We start from the raw sequence: 24,254 nt of genomic DNA on the forward strand, positions 1-24,254 counted from the left end.
TGCCGGCCGATGATGATGAAAACGTGTCCATACACCATTGTCACCACCCAAACCCGTCAACCATGCCCCAGGACATACCGTCAACCATGCCCCGACACATGCGTCAACTATCCGCTGAAGCTAAACAAACCTAAGAACAACACACAGTAAAGAAAAATCCACCTAATCGCACAGGAGGCGAGTGCGACGAACGCGAGACGTTCCATACACTGGGTGGCAACGAAGCGGCATCGAAGCCCTTCACCACACCATATGGAAGGTGGCATTGATGAGCATCCATTACGATCCGCAGGCACGGCAGTTCCACCTGCGCAACGACGGCATCAGCTACGTGATGCGCGTACTGCCGGGCGGCGAGCTGTCACACGTGTACTTCGGCCCGCGACTCGTCGACGACGGTCCGCTGACCGACGCCACGAACCCGCCGAGCCAGGGTCTGCTCACGCACGACGCGGCCGACGCCTACTCGGTCGAGGACGAGCATCTCGAATACCCGGCCGCTGGCTCCGGCGACCTCAACCCGACCGCACTGGCCATCACCGACGCACGCGGCTCGCACGTCGTCCGCCCGCTCTACGCCGGCTACCGCATCATGGACGGCAAGCCCGAACTCGACGGACTGCCCTCCACCTACACCGAACACGACGACGAGGCGCAGACCCTCGAGATCACGCTGCGCGACGAGCGTCTCGGCCTCGAAGTGCAGCTGCTGTACACGCTGTTCGTCGACTTCCCGGCGATCGCCCGCAGCGCCCGGCTCACCAACACCGGCGCCGGCTATAACAAGCCGTTCGACGTGGACGCCGCCTACAGCGCCGACCTCGACCTGACCGACGCCGACTGGGACCTCATCACGCTCACCGGCGAATGGGGCCGCGAATGCACGCCGACCCGCGCCCGCCTGCGCCCCGGCCATCAGGGCGTCGCCAGCCTCAACGGCCACACCAGCCACCGTGCCAACCCGTTCCTCGTGCTCGCCCGCCCCGACGCCACCGAGACGAGTGGCGCGGCCATCGGCGCGTCGCTGGCGTACAGCGGCAACTTCGACGCAGACGTGCACGTCGACAGCTACCTGCGTTCCCGTCTGCGCCTCGGCATCAACCCCGAACTGTTCCGCTGGCGGCTTGACCCCGGCGAATCGCTGCAGCTGCCCGAAGTCGTGCTCGCCTACTCGACGTCCGGTCTGGGCGCGCTCAGCCGCACGTACCACCGGCTGTACCGCACACGCATGGCCCGCGGCCCGTGGCGCGACCGCCGCCGCCCGATCGTGGTGAACACGTGGGAGGCCATCTACATGAAGATGGACGAGGACAAGCTCGTCGACGTGGCGAAGAGCGCCAAGGACCTCGGCATCGAGATGCTGGTGATCGACGACGGCTGGTTCGGCCACCGCAACTACGACGACACGTCGCTGGGCGATTGGTTCGCCAACCCGGCCAAGTTCCCGAACGGGCTCAAGCCGGTCGGCGAGCGCGTGCACGCATTGGGCATGAAGCTCGGCCTGTGGTTCGAACCGGAGATGATCAGCCGCGACAGCGTGCTGTTCGAAACGCATCCCGACTGGGTGCTCGGCGACCCTGATGTGGAGCTGAGCGTCGGCCGCCACCAGTACCTGCTCGATCTGACGCGCCCGGAGGTCGTCGACTATCTCGAGGACATCATGTCCAGGACGATCCGCGAGGGCGGCATCGACTACATCAAGTGGGATATGAACCGTCAGCTGTCGGAGGTGTACTCCCCCACGTTGCCGCCGGAACGGCAGGGCGAGGTGTACCACCGGTTCGTGCTCGGCTACTACGAGCTGCTGCGCCGGCTCAACCGCGACTTCCCGGACATGCTCATCGAATCGTGCTGCTCGGGCGGCGGCCGCGTCGACCCGGGCGTGCTCGCCTACGCGCCGCAGGCGTGGATCTCCGACGACACCGATGCGATGGAACGCGTGAAGATCCAGTATGGCACCTCGTTCGCCTATCCGCTGAGCATGATGAGCAACCACGTCTCGGCGGTGCCGAACGCGCAGACCGGCCGCGTCTCGCCGCTGAAGACCCGTGCCGACGTGGCGTACTTCGGCACGTTCGGCTACGAGCTGGATCCGCGCACCGTGACCGACGAGGCCGAGCGCGCGCAGATCCGCGAGCAGATCGAGCAGGACAAGCGATTCGCCTCGCTGGTCGCCACCGGCGACTTCTACCGGCTGATCAGCCCGTTCGCCGCCAATCCGGCGTTCGGCATGGCGCACGCCGCGTGGATGGTCGTCTCCCCCGATCGCCGTGAGGCGCTCGTCGGCTACTATCGCACGCATGTCGGCGTGGATCTGCTGCCGTTCCAGCTGCGGCTCGCGGGCCTCGACCGCACGGCGAAATACCACGTCGAGGAGATCGGCTTCGACACGAACCCATGGCGTGACCGGTACGGCGACGAACTCGAGGAGGTCGGCCTGCGGTTCATCGACGGATCGGCCGGCGAATGGAAGTCGAAGATCCCTGGCGGCGACAACCTGTCGCGGCTGTTCCATCTGACCGCGATCTGACACGACCCGGCCACGATTGCGATCTGCGCAACCCGCGACCGTCCATCATCCAATCAACCAACAACCGTCTCATCAACCAACCAATCACCCACCACAACAGAAAGGGACACCATGAGCGACACCACACTCACCGACCAGCAGATCGTCGACACCGACGCGCAACTGCTGTACATCGGCAACACCGGCACCGTCGAATTCGACCTGACCCTGCCGACCGAAGGCAAGAACGGCTCGACCGTCACGTGGGCGTCCAGCGACGAACGCTGGATCCAGCCCGACGGCACCGTCCACATGCCCGAATACGGCCGCGGCGACCGCAACGTGACGCTGACCGCGACGGTCACGCACGGCGACGCGACCGCGACCCGCGAGTTCACCGTCAAGGTGCTCGAACAGGCCAACAAGATCAAGGTCAAGGAGTTCTTCCCGATCGAGCTGAGCGTTCAGGCGGGCGCCACTTATGCCCTGCCGATGTTCGCCGCCGTGCTCACCGACGACGGCCGTCTGCTCTCCCAGCGCATCAACTGGGACGACGGCGTCGAACACACCGCCGGCGAGCCCGGCGACGTGACCTTCCACGGCCTGATCGACGGCAGCACCATCGACGCGAACGCCACCGTGCACGTGCTCGCCGAGGACCCGCAGACCCCGGTCGATGCCACGCCGAAGCTCAACCCGGTGCCGCTCGCGCACGTGCGTCTGACCGGCGACGGCGTGCTCGCCGGCAACCAGCAGCGCCGCATCGAGTTCCTGCGCACCGTAAACGACGACCAGATGCTCATCGAATTCCGCCGTGCCGCCGGCCTCGACACCAAGGGCGCGCCGGACATGATCGGCTGGGACGCGCCGGATGCGCTGCTGCGCGGCCACACCACCGGCCACTATGTGTCCGCGCTGGCCCTCGCCTACGCCGCCAGCGGCGACGAGACGATCAAGTCGAAGCTCGATTACATGGTCGACTCGCTCGCCGAAGTGCAGCGCGCGTTCGACGGCAAGCCCGGCTTCCATCCCGGCTTCCTGTCCGCCTACTCGGAGTTCCAGTTCAACGAACTCGAGAAGTACGCCCCGTATCCGACCATCTGGGCACCGTACTACACGCTGCACAAGATCCTCGCCGGCCTGATCGACGCCTACCAGTACGCGGGCAACGAGACCGCGCTCGACGTGGCGTCCAAGATGGGCGACTGGACGTACGATCGCCTGTCGAAGCTGCCGCACGAGCAGCTGCAGAACATGTGGAGCATGTACATCGCCGGCGAGTTCGGCGGCATGAACGAGTCGCTCGCCAACCTGTACGCGATCACCAAGAACCCGAAGCATCTCGCCGCGGCCCGCCTGTTCGACAACGACCGCCTGATGGAGCCGATGCGCCAGCATGTGGACTCGCTGGGCGGCATGCACGCCAACCAGCACATCCCGCAGGTGATCGGTTCGGTCAAGCTGTTCGAGCAGACCGGCGTGCCGTACTACCTCGATCAGGCGAAGTTCTTCTACGACTCGGTCACCGGCCACCACCTCTACGCGCTCGGCGGCACCGGCCAGGGCGAGATGTTCCACCAGCCCGACGAGATCGGCAATCTGCTGTTCGACAACACCGCAGAAAGCTGCGCCTCGTACAACATGCTCAAGCTGACTGCCGAACTATACCGCTACTTCCCGGACGCTCAGCTCGGCGACTACTACGAGCGCACCACGCTCAACCACATCGCCGCGACGACCGACCACGTGCCCGAAGGCGGCAGCATGTACTTCTTCCCGACCCAGCCGGGCGGCCAGAAGAGCTTCGACGTGGAGAACAGCTGCTGCCACGGCACCGGCCTCGAATCGCACTTCTACTACGCGGAAGGCGCCTACTACACCGACGCCGACGCGCTGTACGTGCGCCTGTACCTCAACGGCACGCTGGACGACGAGGCGGGCAAGCTCTCCGTGACCGTCGCCGACGCGACGCCGGAGCACGTGGCGATCGACGTGGAGCGTCTGGGCCGCAAGCAGCTGCGCCTGCGCGTGCCGTCCTGGAGCGTCGACGGCAAGGTCACGGTGAGCGTCAACGGCCGCGCGGTGGACGCCGCCGTGGTGGAGGCCGCCCGCACCGCGACCGGCGAGCTGGCGTTCTCGCCGGCGCTGCTCGGCCTCGACTCGTTCGACGGCGCGCATCTCGAGCTCGGCTTCAACCCGCACATGCACCTGTTCGCCACGCCGGACCGTCCGGAGCTGGCGGGCGTCGCATGGGGTCCGTACGTGCTCGCCGCGCTGAGCGACGAGACGTCGTTCCTCGACGTGCCGGTCGACGACGCCGACCCGGATGCGGCGTTCGAGCATGAGCCGGGCACACTCACGTTCACGCACAAGGCCACGGGACTGAAGTTCGTGCCGCTCTCGACGATCGGCTTCGAGCACTACCACGCCTACGTGCGCACCAAGTAGCCTGACCACCGGCCCCCTCCCCACGCGGAGGGGGCCGTTTTTCGTCTCTCCGTCCTTTGGCTCCCTTCTCGCCCGTCTTGGCTCCCCTCTCCGAGGGGAGCTGTCAGTGCAGCTGACTGAGGGAAGCACACGGAACGACCTCCGACGCCCACCCACCCATCATCAGAAAGCCTCATCATGGAACTCATCAACGACGATGCATCATCCGTCATCCTGTCCGATCCGAACGGCATCCGCTGTCCGCTGCGACCGATCGCCGTCGGCGCGACGGTCCACGGACGTCCCGCATCCACAACCCTGTCCGCACAGCCGAACGCCGACGGACTTGTCGCGTCCGCGTCGCTCGCGCCCGCCGCATCGGATGACGCTTACGTCCGCTATACGCTGACCGTGCGCAACGCAGGCGCCGAACCGGTCACGCTCGACGATCTGTATCTCGACTTCGGCATCGCCGACGACGCGGCCGTCGTCACGAGCGACACGGCCGTCGCCGACGACGACCATCCGCTCGACACACCCGACGCATATCTACTGCTGCCGTACGCCGGCCAACGCGACCATCGTCTGCTCGTCATGCCGTACAACACGACGCAGATCGAACTGGTCGAGACGATCACACCGCACGGCACACCGCACGACAACGGCGCACCGCACGCCCCCGTCTACCGCTGCTATCTGCGCTCCGCCGGCCGCCGCGCATCGTACGACGCATCCGCCGCGCATGCCACCCGCCGCTGGGTCAACCCGGCGCGTTCGCTCACGCTCGCCCCCGGCCGTTCCGCATCGTTCACGCTGCTGCTCACGTTCGCCGCCAGCGAGCACGACATCGCGTCGTTCCTCGTGCGCTTCGCCGAAACGCCGCTCGGCTTCGCGGACGGCGCGAACGGCATGTATTCGCTGTATCACTTCCTGCTCGACGATCCCAAGTCGATCCACGCCAGCCACGATCTGGTCAACGGCTGGCAGGCGGCGACGATCACCGACGGGCGGCTCGCCTCGCTGACCACGCCAACCGGCGGTATCGAGGCGATCGACCCGGACATGGGCTTCGGCGACGTGACCATCACCTATGCGGACGGCGGCACGTTCTCCACCGTCGGACTCGACGGCCATCTCGACGCGCACGGCGACGCGGCGTTCCGTGACGACACGCACGGCCCGCTCGCCACGACGCTCGCATTCCGACTCGACGGGCGTACGCTGCGCGCCGCGATCACGCTCGCCAACACGGGCGACGAGCCGCTCACGCTCACCGACGTGGCGATGGCCGTACCGCTCAACAGCCGCATGGCGTGGGGCGTCGACGCGGCGCAACGCATGATCCGGCACACGCAGGTCGCCGGCGACAACTCGTTCTTCCTCGCCACGCCGTCCGACGGCAAACCGCCGTACCTGCTGTGCGTGCCGGAGGACGGCATGCGCTGGGAGCTGTTCGATCTCGGCAAGCAGCCGACGCGCGGCGGCGAGGAGCGCGACGTGTACCGCATCCACCTGTACGGGCAGGCCGCGGCCGACGAGGCGCGCACGCACGAGGGCGGCCGCTGGCGGCTGCCGACCACGACGCTCACGCTCGCGGCGGGCGAACGTCGCACGTTCACGTTCGACCTGCTGTGGGTGGACGGATACGATCAGGCGCGCGCCGAACTCGTGCGCCACGGCAAGCTCGACGTGCAGGTGGTGCCCGGCTATACGCTGCCGCGCGGTACCGAGGCGCTCGTCAAAATCGACTCGCAGTACGCGAACGTCACGATCAGCGCCGAGCACGCGGACACGACGGCCATCCGACTGGTCGAGGACAGCGTGACCGACGACGGCGACACGCCGACGTTCCGCCGCATCTACGGCGTACGGTTCGACCGGCTCGGCGAGAACCTGCTGACAGTGCACTACGGCGATGACGACGGTCACAGTCACGACACCGCCGGCACCCGCGTCGGCTACCTCGAACTGTTCGCCACGCTGCCGGTCGACGAGCTCATCGCGGCACGCGCCGACTACATCGCGCGCTGCCAGGCGAACGATCCGGACAAGTGGTACGACGGCCTGTTGCAGGAACGCAACACGAAGACCGGCGCGCTGCTCAATCCGGACAACTACGACGAGATCAAGGGCTGGCGCATCTACGAGGTCACGTGCGACGACCCGGGACTGAGCAAGCCCGCGTTCCTCGCCGCGAAGAACGCCGAGCATCCGGTCGAATCACAGGTGCGCGCGCTCGACAAATACCTCACCACGTTCGTGTGGGGCGGCCTACAGCGCACGACGGACGAGCCGTGGCCGTACGGCGTGTACGGCGTGCCCGACTGGCGCACCCTGCGCGACCACCGCAACCTCAACGGCAACGAGCAGCTGCACATCAGCCGACTGTGGGATTTCCCGCACGTGGCGCTTGCCTGGTTCATGATGTACCGGATCGCCCGCCGCAACCCCGAGTGGACGTCGCTGCCGGCTCGCGAGTACCTGACGCGCGCGTGGGGCACGTTCACGGCGATGTACCGCTATCCCGACGAGGTCGAATACGACTACACCGGCAAACTGGACAACACATCGCCGTACAAGACCGGCTATTACAACGAGCTGGTGATCGCCGACGTGATCGACGCGCTGCGTGACGAGGGCGAGACGGCGAAGGCCGCGCAGCTGGAGGCGTACTGGAACCACAAGGCGGATTTCATGATCCGTCAGGCGAAGGATCTGTTCGGCTCCGAATACGCGTTCGACACGACCGGCTTCGAGACGACGCAGGCCGTGGTGGACTGGGGACGCGATCATGCGATGCGCGTGTGGAACACGGACGGCCGGTCCGTCGTCTCGTATCGCGCCGGCGACGTGGAACGGTTCGACCGGTACCAGCGCGCATGCAACGTCGCCTGCCGCGGCTGGCTGGAGAACGGCTTCTACATCTCCGGTTCCGACATTCGCGGCGACACGATGCAGTACACGTTAAGCTACATGTCGCAGATGGGCGGATGGGGTCTGCTTGAGGACGCGCTGTATGCGGACGGGTCGCCGTTCGCGCTGCTGCGGCTGGCGTACGCGTCGCTGCTCAGTTCGTGGGCGCTGATCAACGCGGGCGATGCGGCGAGCGGATATGGCTACTGGTTCCCGGGTGCGGAGAATCAGGGCGCGTCGAGCGGCGGGTTCGAACCGTTGCCGTATGCGACGACGTGGCTGGGACAGCCGGCCGAGCGCGGCATCTGGATCTACGGATGCGAGACGGATCTCGGCTACTGCGGGTATCTGCGCGGCGCGGCGGTCGTGGTGGCCGACGATCCCGATTTCGGACGGGTCGTGTACGGCGGTACGGCTGACGTGCGCGACGGCGACGGCGACGGTACCAAGGCATCGTCCGGCGTGCGGGTGACGCGCATCACGCCGACGGACGGCGTGAACCGCCGGCTGCATCTCATCCGGTCGGCCACCGACCGCACGCACGTGCTGCTGGAGAACGCGCGATTCGCCGACGTGACGATCAGTGAAGTCGAGTCGGGACGGACGGCGATCACGCTGACCATCGTCGACGCGCTCGACGGCCACGCCACGCTACGCGCGTTCACCCATGACGGCGCGTCCGTGGCCGTCGGCCACGCCGCCGCCCGCGACCTCACCGTCCCCGTCGCCGACGGCCCCGTCACCATCACCCTCTCCTGACGGGAACACCCCGGGACGTTCCCAAGGACGAACACCCCCCTTCAACGGACATCCAGCCGATTGACGGCCCCAAATCGGCTGGTTGTCCGTTGAAGGAGATGGACGATACCGCTACGGAATGAAACGTTCCCAGAAGCTATACGCTCCATCCCTCTAACGGACATACAGCCGAAAAGGGACCGCGGATCGGCTGTATGTCCGTTGAGGGCTGTGGGCAGAACAAGCAGCGAACCATCGAGAACGTTCCCCAACTGTTTCGCCTCATCCCTCTAACGGACATACAGCCGAAATGGAGGCCGAAATCGGCTGTATGTCCGTAAGAGGGTGAGCATATGACCCTTGGGAACGTTCCATGACGCTTCTGCCTCCTCCTTCAACGGACATACAGCCGATTTCGGCCTCCATTTCGGCTGTATGTCCGTTTCGCCAACTGCACAGGAGAGTCCACCCGAACCGCCCTTTGTCAACCGTCACACGCGATAGCATGAAGCCAATCGTCGATCACGACGGGCCATCACGGCGAAGGGGCCGACCATATGACAACCGACAATCATCCCATCCCACCATCCGCAACCGACGCAACGCCGACCGACACGCAGGCCGCATACTTCAGTCAGTTCCACGAAAGCATCGGCTATGTGAACTTCGCCAGCGTCGGCGCGCCGTCGCAGGCCGTGCTGCAGACCGAACAACGTATGCTCGAACAGCTCGCCGCCGCCGGCCCGCACACCGTCGCCGATCTCATGGAGGCGCCCCGCGCGGCCGCCCGTCGCGTCGCGGCGATGACCGGCCGCCGTCCCGATGAGATCACCATGCAGCCGAACACCAGCACGGCGCTGTATCATGCCGCATTCTCGCTGCCGGCCGACGACCATGTGCCCGTCGTGCTGTTGAACGCCCACGAGTTCCCGGCGAACCTGTACCCGTGGAAGCGTGCGGAATCCGCGGGACTGGTGTCGGTGCGCACCTACGACGGCCCGGCGAACGCCGCATCCATCGCGCCGCTGCTGGACGGCGTCGATGTCGTGTCGCTGAGCGTGGTGGATTTCCGTACCGGCTATCTTGCCGATCTTGACGAGATCCGCGAGACGATCGGCGACCGGCTGATGGTGGTCGACGGCATTCAGGGATTCGGCGTGGTCGACGCGGACTGGAGTCAGGCGGACGTGCTCGCCGTGGGCGGGCAGAAGTGGGTGCGCGCCGGCTGGAGCACCGGGTTCATGGCGTGTTCGCCTCGTGCGTTGGAGCGGTTGAGTCGGCCGCTGCTGTCGGGATGGTCCGGCGCGGAAGGCTCCGAGCGTTATGACGCCGCGTTGCATGAACCGCTGCCCGGTGCCGATCGGTTCGCGGCGAGCGTGCTCAGTCCGATCGCCGCCGGACGGCTGGATGCCGCGCTGGCGTTGGTCGAGTCGGTGGGCGTGCCGTGGATCCGGTCGCGGGTCGCGCGGTTCGCCGAGCGTCTCGACGAGGATGTGCGTACGATGGGCGGCGCGTTGGTACGCGACGATGATCCGCGCCACTGGTCGGCGATTCTGCCGCTGGCGTTCCCTGGGCATGACGTGGCTGCGATCGGACGACGGCTGCGCGAGGCCGGCGTCACCTGCTCGGTGCATCCGTCGACGATTCGCATCGCCCCGCACGCCACCACCGGCGAGGACACGTATCGGCTGCTTGTCGACGCACTGCGCGACGCCGTCGCCCGGTAACCCAACCCATCCGTCTCACACTTCCCCTCAACGGACATACAGCCGATTCATAGGGGTAAATCGACTGGATGTCCGTTGAGGGTGGGCGCGCTCCGGCATCGCCAAACAGCGTTCCCTGACGATTCCATCTCATCCCTTCAACGGACATACAGCCGATTCACCCCTATGAATCGGCTGTATGTCTGTTAGGGAGGACATCACCAAGTGTCATTCATCATCACAGCAAAGGAGCCGATATGGACACCAACGAACTGCAACGCATACGCGCAGCCGCGGCAGACAACGACACCGCCCCCGAACCGAAACATCAGTGCGGCGGCATGGGCACACGGCTGCAGGCGCACGGATTCCAGGACATCATCTACCGCGGCTGGGGCACGGCGCAACGTCCAGCCGTCAGCCGCAGCCGGTTCGCCGACGACGCGATACGCCGCCGCGACGCCATCGCCGCACTACTGCCCGGCGAACGGCTCGTCATCCCCGCCGGCATCCCCAAGACGCGCGTCAACGACATCGACTTCCAACCGTTCCGCATCGGCACGGCCTTCGCCTATCTGACCGGGCTCGGCAAAGGATACAAGGCCGACTCGGTGCTCGTCATCGACCCGATCGTCACCGAGGACGGCGTCGTCGGCCACCATGACGTGCTGTATGTCGAGCCGCCCATCGACCGTTCCGATCCGCGGTTCTATTCGGATTACAAGCACGGCGAGTTCTGGACCGGCCCGCAGCCCACGCTGGCGGATTTCGCGGTCATGACCGGCATCGAGACGCGTGACCGGACCGAGCTGGAGGATGCGCTGCGTGCCGACGCTGGCCCGGACGGCGTGCGGCTGCGGCTGTGCCGTGACGTGGATGCGCTCGTCGACGCGCTGGTCGACCAAGTGCGGATTGACTGCGGACTCGGTGGCGCCGACGAGAACGCCGGCCTCGACGAAGTGCTGCAGGAACGGCTGGGCGAGATCCGTCTGATCAAGTCGCCGGTGGAGATCGAGGAGATGCGTCGGTCGGTACGGGCGACGCTGCGCGCGTTCGACCGCGTCGCCGACATGCTGCCGATCGCGCGGCAGGTCGCGCGCGGCGAACGGCTGCTCGAGACCGTGTTCACCGGCAGCGCGCGATACGAGGGCCATGTGGTCGCGGGCATACCGGCTGTCGCGTCGGGCGTGCGCAGCGGGGTGCTGCATTACGAAGACAACTCCGGCTCGCTCAAGGACGGTGATCTGGTGCTTATCGATGGCGGCGGCGAACTGGATTCGCTGTACACCGCCGACATCACGCGCACGTTCCCGGTCAACGGCAGGTTCACGCCGACGCAGCGGCGCGTCTACGATGCGGTCGTGGCCAGCGAGATGGCCGGCATCGAGGCCGCGAGCCGCCCCTGCGCCCGGTACCGTGACATTCAGGATGCGGTGATGGCGAGCATCGCACAATCGCTGCATGACATGGGCATATTGCCGGTGAGCGTGGAGGAGGCGCTTGGCCCCGATGGCCAGCAGCAGTGCCGTTGGCTGTATCATGGCACCGGCCACATGCTCGGCATCGACATGCACGACGGCCAGCATGCGCGCAACCGGTATTATCCCGACGCCGAGCTCAAGCCGGGCATGATCTTCACGATCGAGCCGGGACTGTACTTCGACGCCGACGATCTGCTCATCCCCGAGGAGTACCGCGGCATCGGCGTACGCGTCGAGGACGATATCCTAATCACCGACCACGGCGCCGAGGTGCTGGTCGATTATCCGCGCACGTCGGACGAGATCGAGCAGTGGCTGTCCGAGCATAACCCGCAGCGGTACCTGCGCAGCTTCCTCGATCACGACAGCATGGCCGTCGACTCTGACGACTGACCGTCCCCAGAAAAGCTATACACATCCCACACCCTCAACGGACATACAGCCGATTAGCCCCCATAAATCGGCTGTATGTCCGTTAGGGGGTTACGGGCAGAATCAAGTAGTAAGCCATAAATAGTGAACCATTAAGAACTCCCCCAACCATTTCATCCTTCCCCTCTAACGGACATACAGCCGAAACGGGGGTTGGAATCGGCTGTATGTCCGTTAGGGGGTGAGCATGCGGCCCTTGGGAACGCTCCCTAATGACGTACCGGATTACCGCTCTACCGGATTACCAGCTACCTCCCCTCTAACGGACATACAGCCGATTCCGGCCTCTGTTTCGGCTGTATGTCCGTCGGGGGATCAGGCGACGGGGAGGGTGAGGCGCACCGAGTCGAGGTCGATCGTGAAGTCGGACAGCGGCACGGCGGCGAGGCGCTTCGAGTTGTTGTAGATCGCGAGCGCGAGACGATGCCCGGCGCGCACGGTCCAGTCGGTGGCGAGCAGGTCGAACGACACGTCCATCCACTCGTCGACCGGCGTGGGCGTGAACGCGTCGAACGCGTCCTTGTGCGCGGTGGCGATCCAGCCGCGCGTCACCATGTTCTGCATCTCGTGCGACTTGCGCGGCACGCATACAACGAACGACGCCTTGTCGTCGTCGCTGAAGCCGCCGACCGGTGGGCGCTTCTCCTTGAGTTCGACGAGCGCGTGGATGTCCTCGCTCACCTGCACGTAGTTGCCTTCGCCGTATTCAATGACCGACGCGCACAGGTTCGTGTCGGCGGCGCTCGCCTTGACGCGCAGGCTCAGGTGCGGCGTGCCGGAGATGTGCCAGTCGCGTTCGAGCGTCGCGCCGACGACGAGCAGCCGGTCGTCGTGCGCGGCGGTCGATTCGGCGTACGTCGTGAGTTCCTTGATCCGTGCGCCCTTGACCGTCGCGACATGCGTCGGTTCGGCAGCGACGTCGCCGGTACCGGACGCCGCACGATCGGCACCGTCCGCGACCTCGACCAGCTCGCCGAGTCGGGCGTCGCCGTCACCATCACCGCCGTCATTACCCGCACGCACGCCGAACGTACACGCCACAGCCCCCGGCACCGGCCAGCTCGCATATTCGTGCCAGTTGCCGTCCGGATCCTCGATCGTGGCTTCCGGCTCGTCCATGATGCCGTTGTCGACGCCCTTGAGCCAGTAGTCGAACCACCGTTCGAGCGTCGCGAGCCATGCGTCGTGGCGCACGTCGAACGGGTCGTCGTGCGCGTACTGGTGCAGCCAGATCTTGCGTGGCACGCCGTGCTCCCCCAGCGCCCGCCAGTAGTCGTCAACCTGGTTCATCATCACGTTGAGGTCGTTGACGCCGTGCACGATGAACACGCTGGCCTTGAACCGGTCGGCGTGCGAACGATAGTCGCGTTCGGCCCAGAACTCGTTGTAGCTGCGGTACTCTTTGTCGGAGCCGTCGTGCAGCCGCTGCCAGCCGCCCTTGGTGTTGAACCGCTGCAGCTTGCCATCGGCCGCCGATTCGAGGCTGGCGGCGAAGTTGTCGGGCTCCCACCAGCCGCCGTCGGCGTCGTCGCCGTTGAGCAGCGCGCCGTGCGGATGGTACCAGTCGTACTGGCTGGAGATCGCGGAGATCGGCACGATGGTCTTGAGGCCCTCAATGCCGGTGGCAGCCATGCCGTTGGGCACGGAGCCGTCATACGACTTGCCGATCGCGCCGACGAGCCCGGACGCCCAGTAGGCGGTCATCTCGTTGTCGGGCGTGCGCTTGTCGCGCGTCATGTAGCCCTTGGCGCGCCCGTTGAGCCAGTCGACCACGGCGTTCGCCGAGGCGACGTCCTTCGGCCCGCCGATGTCGCAGAATCCTTCGGACAGCGACGTGCCGGACGTGCTCAGCAGCACGACCGCGTAGCCGCGCGGCACGAAGTAGTTGTCGTAGAAGAACGGGAACAGTTTGAGCGGGCTGTTCCACTTGTCTTCGGGATGCGCGTATTCGGATTTCTCGCCGTGGCGGTCGTACAGTTCGTAGTACGGGCTCGGATCCATGATGACGGGGATCTTCGCCGTGCCGTCGAGTTCGCGCGGACGGATGATGTCGGCGCGCACCAGGTCCTTACGGCCGTCGGCGTCGCCGTCGAACGGCAGTTCGATGTATACGAACTCGCGGATCGCGTTCTCATACGAATATTGCATGTCGCTCATGCGGTGGTTTTCCTTTCGTGAGTGCGGCCGATCGTCGGCCCGTTCACCGGACGTACGGCCGATGCGGCCGGCCGATCGCATCGTCGTATCCGGTCATCAGCCTATCGCCGGCCGCCCGCCGGCCGATATCCGACGGTCAGCATTCGACGACGTTGACGGCGAGGCCGCCCTGCGACGTCTCCTTGTATTTGGCCATCATGTCCTCGCCGGTGTCCTTCATGGTCTTGATGGCCTGATCGAGGGTGACGATGTGCGAGCCGTCGCCGAGCATGGCCATGCGCACCGCGTTGATGGCGGTGTTCGCGGCCATGGCGTTGCGTTCGATGCACGGGATCTGCACGAGTCCTCCGACCGGGTCGCAGGTAAGGCCGAGGTTGTGTTCGATGCCGATCTCGGCCGCGTTCTCGACCTGCGCGGATGTGCCGCCCATCACCGCGCACAGGCCGGCGGCGGCCATCGAACAGGCCGATCCGACCTCGCCCTGGCAGCCGACCTCCGCGCCGGAGATCGACGCGTTGCGCTTGAACAGGTAGCCGACCGCGCCGGCGGTGAGCAGGAACGTGACGATGCCGTCCTCGTCGGCCGCGTCGACGAAGTGCCAGTAGTATTCGAGCACGGCCGGGATGATGCCCGCCGAGCCGTTGGTCGGCGCGGTGACGATGCGGCCGCCGCCCGCGTTCTCCTCGCTGACGGCGAGCGCGAACAGATCGACCCATGCGGCGTCGGACGATTCGAGCACCGCGTCCGGACGGCGGCGACGGTTGAGCAGATCGCTGTTCGCCGACAGCCGCGCGTACATCTTCGGCGCGCGCCGCGGCACGTCGAGGCCGCCGGGCAGCGTCTTCATCGGGCTCATGCAGCCGTTCGTCACGCAGTCGTGCATGGTCTTCCACACGTGCAGCAGGTCGGCGCGCACCTGTTCGGCCGGACGCATGGCGATCTCGTTCGCCCAGACGACGTCGGCGATCGGCATGCGTTCGCGTTTGCAGATCGCGAGCAGTTCGCTGCCGGACGTGAAGTTGTACGGCACGTCCGGTCCGAAGTCGACGGACGACGATTCGTCCTCGTCGGCGAACGACGTGCCCGCCGGCGGGCGGTCGTGGATGCCGATCATGAGGTCGTCGCGGTGGCCCTTGCGGATGAACCCGCCGCCGATCGAATACCACACCTGCTCGTCGACGAGGTTGCCGGCGGCGTCGAACGCCTGGAAGCGCATGCCGTTGGGGTGCGCGGCCATGCGCTGCCACAGTTCGAAGACGACGTCGTGCTCGTAGTCGAAGTCGATCTCATGGCATCCGGCGAGGTTGAGCCTGCCGGTGCGCTCGCACTCCTGCTTGATGGTGAGCACGTGGTTGGTGTCGACGGTGGCGGGCAGGTTGCCTTCGAGTCCGGCGACGGTGGCGCGGTCGGTGCCGTGGCCCATGCCGGTGAGAGCGAGCGAGCCGTACAGTGTGCTGCGCACGCGGGCCACACGGTCGATGAGCCCGCCGTCCTTGAGCGAGACGGCGAACTCGTGTGCGGCGCACATCGGGCCGACCGTGTGCGACGAGCTCGGTCCCACGCCGATTTTGAACATGTCGAGAATGCTGAACATCCGGTGCTCCTTCCTGTTGTTCGATCGATCCCTAACGTCTTGCCGCTGTGCCGTGCGGTCCTGTTGCGGTACGGGCGTCGGCTGCGGTAGCTGCGGCACGCCGGCACGCGGCTATTCCTCCAGCGCGTGCAGGTGGAAGATGCGCGACAGGTTGTCGCCCAACGGCACCTGCGGATGCAGCTGGCAGTTGGACCCGTCGGTGAGCGACAGGCCCACGCGTTCGAGTTCGTCGCCGTAGCGCGGCCGCCGTTCCACGTCGAAGCCGATCTCGTCGACCGCGTATCGGGTGCGCTCGTCGAGTCCGGCGAGTTTGAGGTAGCGGACGGGCACGTTGACTCCGATACGGGTGCGATAGTAGCCGACGAGCGCTTCGCGGCGGTTGTTCGACACGACGATCCATGCGGCGTCGGCGGGCGCGAACGCGCTATTCGGGCGGAACGGGTCGAGCAGCCGGTAGTAGTCGCCGTCGCGCAGCAGATCGGCGTATTCCTTGTATCGTGCGATCTGCTCGCGGACGATGGCCCGGCCCTCCTCGCCGAGCGTGCGCGGGTCGAGCTCGTAGCCGAACGCGCCGAACATGGCGACGTCACCGCGCGTCTTCAGCGACGACTTGCGGCCGGTCTGCGCGTTCGGCACCGGGGTGACGTGGTTCGACATGATGGCCAGCGGGTAGGCGAACGAGGTGCCGTATTGGATCTTCACGCGTTCCATCGCGTCGGTGTCCTCGGAGATCCAGTATTGCGGGCTGAACGCGAGCACGGCCGGGTCGAGCCGCCCGCCGCCGCCGGATCCGGCTTCGATGAGCAGGTTCGGGAAGCGGTCGAGCAGCCGCGACAGCAGGTCGTAGTAGCCGAGCACGTACCGGTGGTAGATCTCGCCCTGCCGGTCGGCGGGCCAGCTGGCGGAGAATACTTCGGACAGCGACCGGTTCATGTTCCATTTGATGTAGTCGACGTCGTTGGCGGCGATCACGTCGCCCATGGCGGCGACGATGTGGTCGCGCACGTCGGCGCGGGTCAGGTCGAGCACGTACTGGTGGCGGCCGATGCTCAGTTCGCGCGTCGTGTCGCCGAGCACCCAGTCGGGGTGGGCGCGGTACAGGTCGGAATCGGGGTTGACCATTTCGGGTTCGAACCACAGGCCGAACTTCATGCCGAGGCCGTGCACGTGGTCGGCGACGGGTTTGAGTCCGTTGGGGAACTTGCGTGGGTGGGGCGTCCAGTCGCCGAGCGACGCGTCGTCCCAGTCGCGTTCGCCGAACCAGCCGTCGTCCACGACGATCAGTTCGACGCCGAGGTCGGCGGCTTCGGTGGCGAGTTCCTTGACGTTGCGTTCGTTGACGTCCATGTACAGCGATTCGTAGGTGTTGAGCGCGACGGGCCGGCGGCGGTCGCGCCACGGGCCGCGCGCCATGCGGGTGCGTAGCAGCGTGTGCATGGTCTGGCTGAGCGGGCTCATGCCGTGGTCGGAGTACGCGATGATCGCCTCGGGTGTCTGGAACGAGCCGCCGGGTTCGAGTGTCCAGCGGAACAGGGTCGGGTTGATGCCGGCGAGCAGGCGTGCGCCGCCGATCGAATCGACGGTGACGTCGATGTCGAAGTTGCCGCTGTAGGCGAGGCTGACGGCGAACGCCTCGCCGTGCAGTTCGTCGGTGTGGGGCCGGGCGAGCATGACGAACGGGTTGGCGTGCTGGCTGCTGCGGCCGTCGAGGCTGGAGACGCGCTGTCCGCCGGCGCGCAGCGGGGCGCGTTCGACCTCGCATTCGCGCGACCACGTGTTGGTGAGCGTGAGCATGTCCCATTGCGCGTCGGGCAGGTCGAGGGCGGCGCTGTACGCGCCTTCGACGGCGAGTGTGCGGCCGCCGACGTTCTCGAGCCGTACGCTGCGGGTGATTACGGGCAGCTGTTCGAAGATCGTGTACTGCAGGACGGCCTGCAGGCCGAGGTCGTCGTCGCGCAGCGTGATCTCAAGCGTTTCGGCCTCGCTCGTGTCCTCGACGTAGGTCGCTGGCAGTCCGGTCAACGGCGGCTTGCCGCGTACGATCGTGTGTCCGGCGTACAGCATGCGCGCCACGTGCGATCCGCGGTCGTCGCAGACGGTCAGCGCGCACGGCCGTAGGTCGCCGGAGCCGGTCACCGGATACTCCTGTCGAATCTGTTCGAGCGACAGCATGCCGCGGTCATCGCTGACGCACAGCATGTCGCGGAAGAGGATGTCCTGCAGGTCGGTGAGCGGGCCGTCGTCGGTGAGCCGTCCGCCGAAGTACAGGTGGTTGAGTTCGCCGCCTTCGAGCACGCGGAACACGTAGCTGACGTCGCGGTTGCGCAGATGGAACTGGCGGGATGATTCGAGGAAGGCAATGGACACTGCTTCGCCTCCTTGTGTGGACTGCCGTCGTTGCCGGAGCGCAACGGCGGCACGGACCGGTACGGTACCGACCGAATATACACCAAGCTTATTGCCCGGCGGGTGCGCGTGTGCCGAGCTTCCTTCGATTCGGTGGAGAAAACTACGCTGTTCCGAAGAAAAAGAGAGTTGCGGCGCGGCGCAAGTCGCGTACGATACTGTTGCGTGATGTGTCACGTGTCAACGGACGCGTGGATGGGAGATGAGTCGCGCGATCCGACGCAGGAGGTTGCAGCATGACGACGATTGCCGTTGATGTGCCGGCCGCCGATGTGTCGTTCGAATCGGCCGGGCAGTTCATCGGCACGCCCGGCTGGATTCATGAGAAACGGACGCTGGACAGTTTCGAACTGATCTTCGTCAAGCGCGGGATTCTGCCGTTGCGCGTCGGCTCGCGCGATCTGCGCATCGGCGGTGGCGACATCGCGATCATCCCGCCGCACACCACGCATGAGGGATCCGGGTATCTGACCGACACGTTGGAGTTTTTCTGGGTGCATTTCCAGACGCGGCATTGGCGGCGTTCGGACGCGGTCGGGGGCGAGGCGGCGCCCGGCGACGATGCGGGACGTACGATGATGCTGCCGCTGTTCAGTTCGCAGATGGACACCGACCGGCTGACGATCATGTTCAACCAGCTGCTCGATATCTACCAGCGCAGCTATCCGAACCCGAGCTCGTACTGCGACTACTTCACCATCTGCCTGCTGTACGAGGTGATGTCGCTGACGGATCGCGCCGCGCGGGCGGACAACGACCAGCGTGAACGCCATGCGTTGCAGAAGGTGCACGAGTGGATCCGCATCAATGCGTTCGAGGATCTGTCGGTCAATCAGATCGCCGATCAGTTCAACTATTCGCCGAGTTATCTGTCGACGATCTACAAGCAGTATTTCGGGGTGAGCATCACCACGCAGATCTCGAAGATCCGCATCGAACGCGCCGAGGAGCTGCTGCTGTCCACGTCGATGAGTGTGCAGCAGGTGGCCGAGGCGAGCGGCTACAACGACGCGAAGTATTTCATGCGCGTCTTCAAACAGCACACCGGCCTGACGCCCACGCGCTATCGCACGAGCTTCACGATGCGGCACTACAACAACGCCTGAATGCGCGCCCGTCTGCCGGCGGTGGACGCTGGCATGCGCGTCCGTTCGCGTACGGCGACGGATCTCGCCGCGCACAGACGGGGACGTTACAATGACTGCACGATGGCACAGACGAAACAAGCACAGTCGAAACATACAGAGTCGAAGCACACGCAGTCGAAACAGGCGCAGTCACAACAGTCGCAATCGAAACGATCACGTCAGCCGCAGCGCACGCCGGCGGAGCGGGAACGACGGTCGCCGGCATCGGGAAAGCGCCGGACGAAGCGCACGCCGCAGTCGTCGGCCGCACGCGCACGGTCACGTACACGTCCGTCCGCACGCAATCGCAAGCCGGCGCGCAGCGGCACACGGCGGCCGACGTCACCGGCGCAATGGTGGCGGACGGCAACCCTCGGCGCACGGGTCAAGGCCGTGACGTGGACGCTCGTGGCGGTCGTCTGTGCGATGGCGTTGGCGATGGGTACGGTACGGTTCGTGCAGTGGCGGCTCGACGTGAAGGCGGCGGAGGCCCGGCAGCTCGAGCTCATACAGACCTATGACTTCGACCCGGGCGACATCATCTCGGACGGCCAGTTCTTCAACGCGAACGCGATGAGCGAAGCCGAGGTGCAGTCGTTCCTCGACGAACAGGGCGCCGCCTGCTCCGGCCACGACTGCCTCAGGTCGAAGACGTTCGACACCACCGACCAGCCGGCCGACGACTACTGCGCGGCGTATCGCGGCGCGAAGCACGAGACGGCCGCCGCGATCATCGCCAAGGCCGGCAAGGCGTGCGGCATCAGCCAGAAGATCCTGCTCACCGTACTGCAGAAGGAGCAGCATCTCGTCACGGCCACGACCATCACCGACTTCCAATACAAGTCGGCGATGGGACTGAGCTGCCCGGACGACGCGAACTGCGACCCGCAATACGCCGGATTCTTCAAACAGGTGTACGGCGCGGCGAAACGCTACCAGTACTACGTGCGGCACGAGGACCGCTACGGCTACCATGCGAACGCGCTGAACTACATCCAATACCATCCGAACGCGAGCTGCGGCGGCACCAACGTGTATATCCGCAACAAGGCGACCGCACTGCTCTACATCTACACGCCGTACCAGCCGAACGACGCTGCGCTGGCCGCCGGCGCAGGCGAGGGCGACGCCTGCTCGAGCTACGGCAACCGCAACTTCGCGATCATCTACCAGAGCTGGTTCGGCTCCATGCGCTGACCAGCCAAAGCACGTGTGGTTCCCCTCAGCGAGGGGAGCCACACGTCACGCTACCGTTCCACGCGCACGCCGACGTACCGTCCCAGCGCAAAGCAGATGCCGGCCGCGATCAGCGAGAAGACCGCGCCGAACGGTCCCAGCCACGTCAGGCCGAGCGTGTCGTTGACCACGCCGCCGACCGCCGAACCGATCGCGATGCCGATGTTGAACGACATCGAGTTGAGCGACGCGGCGAGATTCATCGAACCGGGGTGCGCCTCGGCGGCAACATCCATATACAGCACCTGCGACGACGCGTTGAACAGGTACATGAACATGCCGAGCGCGATGAGCAGCACCGCGCCGTACAGCGGGATCACCCGGGCCAACGCCAGCGAGCACAGCAGCACGCCGTGCGCGAGAAACACCCAGCGCAGGTGGTACAGCGGCTCCACTCCCCTGCCGTGCTCCGCGAGCTTGCCGGCATACAGGTTGCTCCACAGGCAGGCGACGCCATAGACGACCAAGCCGAGGCTCAGATACTGTTCGGGAATATAGATCTCGTCGCGCATGATCGGCGTCAGATACGTGTAGAACACATAGCTGGAGCCGGCGCCGCACACCACGGCGAACACGCCGAGCCAGATGCGCCGGTCGAAGAACAGGCGGAACTGCGGCAGGAAGCCAACCTTCATGAGATGGCTGTTGCGCGGCAGCACGACGACCATGAGCACGATGAGCACGACGGTGAGCAGGTCGATGAGATGGAACGACCAGCGCCAGCCGAACGTGTTCGCGATCCACGTGCCAATCGGCACGCCGACGACCGACGCGATCGAAAAGCCGGAGAACACCCACGCGATGAACTTCGTACGGTACCGGTCGGTCGTCACGTCGGGCGCGTACGTCATGGCGATGGCGACGAGCGTGCCGGACACAAGCGCAATCATGATGCGGGCGACGACGAGCACCGCATAGTTCGGCGCGAACGCGCACAGGATGTTGCCGACGAGGAAGACGCCGATAAGCGTCAGATGCGTGGCGAAACGCGGGAAGCGCGCCGATAGCGCGGAGCCGAGCGGCGTGACCGGTGCGTATACGAACGCGAACAGCGACACGAGGTTACCGACCGTGACCTCGGAGACGGACAAGCCTTTGGCGATGTCCGGCAGGATGCCGACGACGATGAACTCGCTCATGCCCAGCATGAAGCTGGAGGCGATGAGCACGATGACGGGAAGCGTAAAAAAGCGGGTGCCGTCGGCACCCGCATCCTTGGTAAGGGTCATGGGAAAATACTACAACTTGGGCAGGTACGTCTTGAGCTCGTACGGCGTGACCTGACGGCGGTACGCGTCCCATTCCTGACGCTTGTTGCGCAGGAAGTACTCGAACGCGTGCTCGCCGAGCACCTCGGCCACGAAGTCGGACTTCTCCATGATCTTGAGCGCCTCGTCGAGCGACTCGGGCAGCGGCTGGATGCCCATCGCCTGACGTTCCGCGTCGGTGAGCTCCCACACGTCGTCGCTGGTCGGCTCGCCGAGCGTCATCTGCTTGTCGATGCCGTCGAGGCCGGCGGCCAGCAGCACCGAGTACGCGAGGTACGGGTTGGCGACCGGGTCGAGCGCGCGGAACTCCATGCGGGCCGAGTTGCCCTTGCCCGGCTTATACTGCGGGATGCGCAGCAGCGCGGAGCGGTTGTTGTGGCCCCAGCAGATGTAGCTCGGCGCCTCGTTGCCGCCCCACAGACGCTTGTACGAATTGACGTACTGGTCGGTGACCGCGCAGATCTCCGCCGCATGATACAGGATGCCGGCGGCGAACTGGCGGGCCGTCATCGACATGTTGAACTCCTGGCCGGCCTCGTAGAACGCGTTCGCGTCGCCCTCGAACAGGCTCAGGTGGGTGTGCATGCCCGAACCCGGCGCGTCGGCAAGGGGCTTGGGCATGAAGCTGGCGTGGATGCCGCGCTCCAGCGAGATCTCCTTGACCACCGTGCGGAAGGTCATGATGTTGTCCGCCGTCGTCAGCGCATCGGCGTAGCGCAGATCGATCTCGTTCTGGCCGGGGCCCGCCTCGTGGTGCGAGTACTCCACCGAGATGCCCATCTGCTCGAGCATGTTCACGGTGGCGCGGCGGAAGTCCATGCCGGGGCTGCGCGGCACGTGGTCGAAATAGCCGCCCTCATCGATCGGGGTCGGAGCCTTCGACCAGTCGTCCTGATGCTCGAACAGGTAGAACTCGATCTCCGGGTGCACGTAGAACGTGAAGCCCTTCTCCTTCGCCTTGGCGAGCGCGCGCTTCAACACATGGCGCGGGTCGCCGAGCGACGGTTCGCCGTCGGGCGTGAGGATGTCGCAGAACATGCGGGCGGTGCCCTGCGGGCCGCCGCGCCACGGCAGGATCTGGAAGGTCGACGGGTCGGGCTGGACGATCATGTCGTCCTCCGACACGCGGGTCATGCCCTCGATCGCCGAGCCGTCGAATCCAAGCCCCTCCTCGAACGCGGCCTCCAGTTCGGCCGGTGCGATCGCCACGGACTTCAACGTGCCCAGAACATCGGTGAACCACAACCGAATAAAGCGCACGTCGCGTTCCTCGACCGTGCGCAGCGCAAACTCCTGCTGTTTATCCATAACGACCTATGGTTCCATTCGCGTGTTACGAACCTCGTTAACATACCGGAGCATGGCGGGGCACGCGGTAAGGTAGTGCCTGTGAGTGTGAGTGAGAGCAATATCTTGAAGACGGCCGACGCCGACCATCCGATCATCGACATGACGTCGTGGCATCAGGCCCCGACCCCGGCCGAACGCGAGCAGGCCGGACTCGACCGCCGCTTCCGTGTGCCGCTGGAAAGTCATGCGCTGTGGCAGGTGCGCGAAAACCGCCGCGACGTGATCGGCCTGTTGGAGGAGCAGTCGCGCCAGCGCGTGCAGGACCTCATTCCGCTGCGCTACCAGCGCATGAGCGTGTCCGCGTTCACGTTCTACCGCGGCACGGCGCTCATCATGGCGAACGATCTGGCGCGCACGCCCGTCACGGGCATTCCCGTGCAGGCGGTGGGCGACGCGCACATCGGCAACTTCGGCATGTTCCGCTCCCCTTCGCAGCGGCTTGTGTTCGACATCAACGATTTCGACGAGACGACGACCGGCCCGTGGGAATGGGACATCAAACGACTCGCCGTGTCAGTCGAGATCTGCGGGCGAGCGAACGGCATCCGCAAGCTGGAGCGTCGCGAAGCCGTCAAGCGCTGCGTCCACTCGTATCGCGATCATCTGCGGCAGTTCTCGCAGATGGACTATCTCGACGCGTGGTACGACCACATCGATGTGGAGGCGGCCCTCGACCATTACGAGCGTACGGTCAACGGCAAGCGTAACCGTACGCTGCGCGACGCGGCGGCCAAGGCCGCGATCAAGGACTCTAACCGCGCGGCCGCCAAGCTCACCTACCGTGACGGTGACAAGCTGCGCTTCCGTTCGAAGCCGCCGGAGCTCACGCCGATCAACGAACTGCACGACTACGCCGATCTCGAGGCGCTGCAAGGGCGGCTCGAAACGCTGTTCAACAGCTATCGTCATT

The 24,254-nt window shown here is 65.7% G+C and carries 13 protein-coding genes; 8 read left to right on the forward strand and 5 right to left on the reverse strand.

The genetic code is table 11. The features are described 5' to 3' along the window. Nucleotides 1-268: 268 nt before the first annotated feature. From DSM100688_RS11565 to DSM100688_RS11590, 5 genes are all read left to right on the forward strand, one after another. Nucleotides 269-2,530: an alpha-galactosidase gene (locus DSM100688_RS11565; protein WP_152359236.1), complete on the forward strand. Its 2,262-nt coding sequence runs from the start codon at nucleotides 269-271 to the stop codon at nucleotides 2,528-2,530. Nucleotides 2,531-2,641: 111 nt separating this feature from the next. Next, nucleotides 2,642-4,957, forward strand: coding sequence for a beta-L-arabinofuranosidase domain-containing protein (locus DSM100688_RS11570; protein ID WP_152359237.1), 2,316 nt, complete (start codon nucleotides 2,642-2,644; stop codon nucleotides 4,955-4,957). Between the two features lie 177 nt (nucleotides 4,958-5,134). Continuing rightward, the gene (locus DSM100688_RS11580) at nucleotides 5,135-8,608 is read left to right on the forward strand and encodes a DUF5695 domain-containing protein (protein WP_163146959.1); all 3,474 of its coding nucleotides are present in this window, start codon (nucleotides 5,135-5,137) and stop codon (nucleotides 8,606-8,608) included. A gap of 536 nt (nucleotides 8,609-9,144) precedes the next feature. Then, entirely contained in the window at nucleotides 9,145-10,314 is a 1,170-nt protein-coding gene (locus tag DSM100688_RS11585; RefSeq protein ID WP_152359239.1) for an aminotransferase class V-fold PLP-dependent enzyme, read from the forward strand. 236 nt (nucleotides 10,315-10,550) lie between these two features. Continuing rightward, nucleotides 10,551-12,167, forward strand: coding sequence for an aminopeptidase P family protein (locus tag DSM100688_RS11590; RefSeq protein WP_152359240.1), 1,617 nt, complete (start codon nucleotides 10,551-10,553; stop codon nucleotides 12,165-12,167). Nucleotides 12,168-12,521: 354 nt separating this feature from the next. On the opposite strand, the gene DSM100688_RS11595 is transcribed toward DSM100688_RS11590, so the two are convergent. From DSM100688_RS11595 to DSM100688_RS11605, 3 genes are all read right to left on the reverse strand, one after another. Next, nucleotides 12,522-14,363, reverse strand: coding sequence for a CocE/NonD family hydrolase (locus DSM100688_RS11595; protein ID WP_163146958.1), 1,842 nt, complete (start codon nucleotides 14,361-14,363; stop codon nucleotides 12,522-12,524). A 136-nt stretch (nucleotides 14,364-14,499) separates the two neighbouring features. Then, a complete protein-coding gene (locus DSM100688_RS11600) occupies nucleotides 14,500-15,957 on the reverse strand; it encodes an L-serine ammonia-lyase (RefSeq protein WP_152359242.1) in 1,458 nt (485 codons plus the stop codon). A gap of 111 nt (nucleotides 15,958-16,068) precedes the next feature. Next, complete coding sequence (locus DSM100688_RS11605) at nucleotides 16,069-18,324, reverse strand: alpha-galactosidase (protein WP_163146957.1); 2,256 nt, start codon at nucleotides 18,322-18,324, stop codon at nucleotides 16,069-16,071. Between the two features lie 275 nt (nucleotides 18,325-18,599). Between DSM100688_RS11605 and DSM100688_RS11610 the strand changes: the two genes are divergently transcribed. Both DSM100688_RS11610 and DSM100688_RS11615 read left to right on the forward strand, forming a co-directional pair. After that, the gene (locus DSM100688_RS11610) at nucleotides 18,600-19,469 is read left to right on the forward strand and encodes a helix-turn-helix domain-containing protein (RefSeq protein ID WP_152359244.1); all 870 of its coding nucleotides are present in this window, start codon (nucleotides 18,600-18,602) and stop codon (nucleotides 19,467-19,469) included. 102 nt (nucleotides 19,470-19,571) lie between these two features. Next, the gene (locus tag DSM100688_RS11615) at nucleotides 19,572-20,687 is read left to right on the forward strand and encodes a hemagglutinin (RefSeq protein ID WP_420837508.1); all 1,116 of its coding nucleotides are present in this window, start codon (nucleotides 19,572-19,574) and stop codon (nucleotides 20,685-20,687) included. Between the two features lie 50 nt (nucleotides 20,688-20,737). Here DSM100688_RS11615 and DSM100688_RS11620 read toward each other — a convergent pair whose 3' ends face one another. Further along, complete coding sequence (locus DSM100688_RS11620) at nucleotides 20,738-21,955, reverse strand: MFS transporter (RefSeq protein WP_152359245.1); 1,218 nt, start codon at nucleotides 21,953-21,955, stop codon at nucleotides 20,738-20,740. 9 nt (nucleotides 21,956-21,964) lie between these two features. Then, nucleotides 21,965-23,302, reverse strand: a complete 1,338-nt coding sequence (glnA, locus tag DSM100688_RS11625) for a type I glutamate--ammonia ligase (RefSeq protein ID WP_152359246.1) — start codon at nucleotides 23,300-23,302, stop codon at nucleotides 21,965-21,967. Nucleotides 23,303-23,389: 87 nt separating this feature from the next. On the opposite strand from glnA, the gene DSM100688_RS11630 reads away from it, so the two are divergent. Then, on the forward strand, nucleotides 23,390-24,254 hold an 865-nt coding region (locus DSM100688_RS11630), incomplete at its 3' end, for a DUF2252 family protein (protein ID WP_205730655.1).

The sequence above is a fragment of the Bifidobacterium ramosum genome (genome assembly GCF_009299505.1).
Taxonomy (GTDB): domain Bacteria; phylum Actinomycetota; class Actinomycetes; order Actinomycetales; family Bifidobacteriaceae; genus Bifidobacterium; species Bifidobacterium ramosum.